2 protein-coding genes and 2 pseudogenes are annotated in these 4,398 nt (G+C 52.3%); 3 read left to right on the forward strand and 1 reads right to left on the reverse strand.

The genetic code is table 11. The features are described from left to right. Positions 1–498: 498 nt before the first annotated feature. From dgoD to LCF40_RS22935, 3 genes and pseudogenes are all read left to right on the forward strand, one after another. Complete coding sequence (gene dgoD, locus LCF40_RS22925; RefSeq protein ID WP_224830433.1) at positions 499–1,653, forward strand: galactonate dehydratase; 1,155 nt, start codon at positions 499–501, stop codon at positions 1,651–1,653. A 1,558-nt stretch (positions 1,654–3,211) separates the two neighbouring features. Continuing rightward, positions 3,212–3,436, forward strand: a pseudogene (locus LCF40_RS22930) (IS4 family transposase); the annotation flags it as partial. A 96-nt stretch (positions 3,437–3,532) separates the two neighbouring features. Further along, positions 3,533–4,228: a hypothetical protein gene (locus LCF40_RS22935; protein ID WP_224830434.1), complete on the forward strand. Its 696-nt coding sequence runs from the start codon at positions 3,533–3,535 to the stop codon at positions 4,226–4,228. Between the two features lies 1 nt (position 4,229). Here the strand turns inward: LCF40_RS22935 and LCF40_RS22940 are convergent. Then, a pseudogene (locus LCF40_RS22940) lies at positions 4,230–4,398 on the reverse strand (IS4 family transposase); the annotation flags it as partial.

The following is a 4,398-nucleotide window of genomic DNA, read 5'->3' on the forward strand; positions in this document are numbered from 1 at the left end:
AAGTTGCGAGCAGCGACGTTATTGTGCGGAAGAACGGACGACATGACTGATCGTGTCTCTCACGGATTGCTGAGACGATAGCTGTTCGGCAGACGTATTCCTCGGAAGTAGTGTGCGACGCGACCAAAGGTTTTGATGCTCGGTTCTTGCTGAGGGTGCAGTACTCGCCTGAGGGAAGCGTGCTGGCCGAGATTGAACGTTAAAAGGTGGAGATAGACCCTACCGCCGTACGTGCACGGAGCTGGCATCCTGAATTTCGGAAGATGTACTCAAAGGTACCGTCAACAATCTCCAATCAAGTAGATGTCCGTAGAACCGGCGCAGTATGGCGGTTTCTCATCAGAGGATACAACAGTTAAACCCATGAAATTACCTCTCAGCTAGCGATCCTACGAAGCACAGGCTACCATCCCACCCCTGCCTATATTGGTAATTAGACTTTGAATAATCGAAAAATTAATGAAGTGGACACTGAGTATACGTTAAACACGGCTGACTATGACTCAGATACGCGATTATGAGCTGTTCGAAGTCCCGCCACGCTGGCTGTTCTTGCGTCTCGAGACGGCTGATGGGGTCGTCGGCTGGGGCGAACCGATCGTCGAGGGCCGGGCCCATACGGTGCGGGCGGCCGTCGAGGAACTCCTCGAGAGCTACCTCCTCGGGGAGGATCCCGCCGACATCGAGGACCACTGGCAGACGATGTATCGCGGCGGGTTCTACCGGGGCGGGCCCGTTCTGATGAGCGCGATCGCGGGCATCGACCAGGCGCTGTGGGACATCAAGGGCAAGCGCTTCGGCGCGCCGATCTATGAGCTGCTCGGCGGCAAAGCTAGAGAGCGAATCCGAGTCTACCAGTGGATTGGCGGCGACCGACCGGGCGAAGTCGGCGATGCGGCCGCCGAGAAGGTCGACAACGGATTTACCGCGATGAAGATGAATGCAACCTCGGAACTTCGGCGAGTCGACAGTCCCCGAGCAATCGAGGATGCCAGGGAGCGCCTCGCCGAGGTCCGCGATCGAGTCGGCAGGGAAGTCGATATTGGAGTCGACTTTCATGGTCGCGTTTCGAAGCCGATGGCAAAACGGCTCGCAAAGGCCTTGGAACCCTACGAGCCGATGTTCATCGAGGAGCCTGTCCTCCCCGAACACAATGACGCCCTGCCGGCGATCGCGGCCCATACGACAATACCGATCGCGACCGGCGAGCGGATGTACTCCCGGTGGGACTTCAAGGAGGTCTTCGAGAACGGGGCAGTCGATATCATTCAGCCCGATCTCTCTCATGCTGGCGGGATCTCCGAAGTAAAGAAGATTGCCGCAATGGCAGAGACATATGATGTCGCGCTTGCACCCCACTGTCCGCTGGGACCGATCGCCTTCGCTTCCTGTGTCCACGTCGATGCGATCGCCTCCAACGCCTTCATTCAGGAACAGAGCCTTAACATTCACTACAACGAGACAAACGACGTACTTGATTACCTTGCTGATCCCTCCGTCTTCAATTACGAGGACGGGTTCATTCAGATTCCCAACGGGCCGGGACTCGGTATCGAGATCGACGAAGTCTACCTCCAGAAACAAGCCGAGAAGGCAGTCAACTGGCACAACCCAGTCTGGCGGCGCGATGATGGCAGTGTTACCGAGTGGTAAGACCACCGTTCCAATTTGAGGTATGGTATGCCCATTCTCTTCTTTCAGGGGACCTTCAATAGTTGTTTCGGCTGTGGAAACGGGTTTCATAGTAAAGGACTTGAAGGTTAGAGCGTGGCATTGTAAAGGGCGGCAAAGGCTGCCAGCCGAAATATGGTCAAGCTGGCGGTGCTACGGAACTGAAATCGGTGATAGAAGCGCTTGGATCGGTACGTGAATATGTCAAACCAGGCTTCGATCAGCGACCTATTTCCCCACGTTTTACGCTCGAGGAGTTCGAGCGGCTAATCGTACACCTTCTGACGAGCCCGGCAGTCTGGCTCGAGCAGGCGCTCCAGCCAGTGAACCAGCGTCTGATCGCCTCGTACGAGCGCTCTACGAACGGTTTGATCCGCCGGGACGAGAGATCAGCACGATACAAAAACGCCGCGATGACACGCCGCTCCATTGGCGTGTCCTCACGGGAAAATATTTTCCGCTGGTGCGTCTTCTCTACCAGACGGTTGAGCATTGTTGAGTCACCAACTTACTCTTGCTCGGCCGCTTCCTTCACGCTAAGGTTGACACCTTTATGACTGGGAGACAAAGTATAACAGCCGGATCAAAGCAATCAACACGATCAATATGAATGTTCGTATCGTCGTCACGTTCGCGAATCGCGGTCTCTAGGTAGTAATAGAGTTGACCGAGGAGACAGACATTTCGGATTGGACAGTCCATAAGCTTCTTGTGTCACTTCATGCATGGATTACGTCGTTAAGGATGAGCCGATTTACCATCCTCCCACATCTCCAGATCGGAAACAGAGCCAGAATCGAGCAGTTTATTTCGTCGGCCGAAACAAATTATCGACGATTTAGTCGGAACAACTCGAGCGATAACGAACCTGATGACGCTGAGGAAAGGTAAAAGATCTATCTCTATCGAAACGGCGAAGTGTGGTAAAGAGCATTCATCCCCTTCCCGTCAGCGATCAGGCCCCTCTCCATGCGGCAGCCGGCGGAAGGGAGATCCTCTTGTAATCGTTAGAGTTAATGCAAAACGTAATCGCGATCTCCAGTAGTTCACGGAAAAGACGATCGTCGATAAACACGAACTCAGGGCTAAACTGTGCTCGATCCGGGAATAGGGTGTGGTTTTTGAAAGATGGAACACGATCCCGTCGTTCAATGCACCGGTGTGCCTATTGTAGTTGATGACGGGCTAGCCGATGCAGTCAGCATCTCAGGAAATCGACCGCATGACTGCGGGGAAACTTGAAGAAGGCATAAGACTTGTCGTTTGCACAATAGGTAGTTTGAGGTCGATCTCCTTCGGCAAAGGTAGATAATTTCTCAGAACGAAACAAGCGTAGCGATTACGATCATAGGATTGTAATTCATTCTATCTGGAAGCCGGTGGCGGGTGGAGGATTGCCGGTGCCAGAGGACTGAATGGGTCCGCACTCAACGTACACCCGTCTTTAGTTTGGAGACTGACCACGTGACAGCGGCAATCTATCAAGGAATGTTTGCAGAAGGAACGAGAAGGCGGCAAGTGCGCACCAAGACGCCTCTTCATCGAGAATACGCGTCGACTCACTACATTTTTCCCTCGAATTCCTCGAAAGGCACGCTAAGGAACCCGGCGTGGTTGACGTGACCGCAAGCTCCAGATTCCTGCCTTTGTCTAGACGTTCGTGTTCGACTTCGCTGCAGGCGAGAGCCAAACACTCGCTGGGTTCAGACACAGCTCAACTCCACAGCCAACAAGACGGTTTCCTGGCGGCTTCTATCAAGAGTTGATCGTGGCGCGATGTCCATTAGAGTGCCACGCTCTAACCTTGACTCCATTTGCTCCTAAAAGAAAATTAATAAGTGTTGATCCCCAGATTAGATCAATGGAGTCTAATGGAATCCTCAGCCATGAGATCACAATGGATCCGACGAAAGCCTCTGTGGAAATTGATGAAAGTACCCGACTAGAATCACCGGTTGAGCCAAATCTCTACGCCAAATTCTGCGAGCATCTTGGTCGGAATATATATCACGGAATGGAAGCAGAGATTCTGTTCAATCCCACTTTCGGGAAGTGGCCGTTCCACAAACCAGGGAGTGACGTAATGGGTGGTTTCAAACAAGAGTATGACCTTAGTGAAATTGAGTCACTTATTGCAAATCATGATTATCATCGTAATTTTCCTAAGAAAATAAATGCAGACGCTGCACTTGATGCATATACAGACGGGGGCGCATTCGGATGGATGCGATATGGAAGTGCTAATCAGGTCATTCTCAGTCCTGATGTCGGACCAACTGGGAATCAAGCTCAACGAATTGAGATAAACGAAGTGGGGCCCGATAACTCTGCAGGCCTTCGACAGAGGACTGCTCTACCAAATCACCGCACTCAGAGATTCGAGTGTCGTGTGAAAGCCCGGTCTAAAGAGGCAACAGAACTCAATCTCTCACTATCGGTTGTCGATAAGGACGGAACTATAGGCGAGACGATAGCCAGCACCCCACTTTCACTTGACGAGAACTGGTCGACGCGAACGAGAATGCTCGGAATTACATCCGATACCCATACGTTCTAGTTTAGTGGTGATCAAAGGTGAACTCACCCCATTCAATCTGCTCACGTAACCGTTCCCTGTGTGGATTTGGATCCCGCGACGCCCACAGCAATAACTCGTCTAAATCCGGTAGTTCATAGCCTAACTCTACCATGAGGTACAGCTGGATCAGATGAGCATGTCGTTCGATA

Source organism: Saliphagus infecundisoli (assembly GCF_020177375.1).
GTDB classification, from domain to species: domain Archaea; phylum Halobacteriota; class Halobacteria; order Halobacteriales; family Natrialbaceae; genus Saliphagus; species Saliphagus infecundisoli.

Coding starts and splice junctions, on each gene's coding strand:
- dgoD (WP_224830433.1), top strand. CDS start 499: ATGACTCAGATACGCGATTATGAGCTGTTCGAAGTCCCGCCACGCTGG.
- LCF40_RS22935 (WP_224830434.1), top strand. CDS start 3,533: ATGGAGTCTAATGGAATCCTCAGCCATGAGATCACAATGGATCCGACG.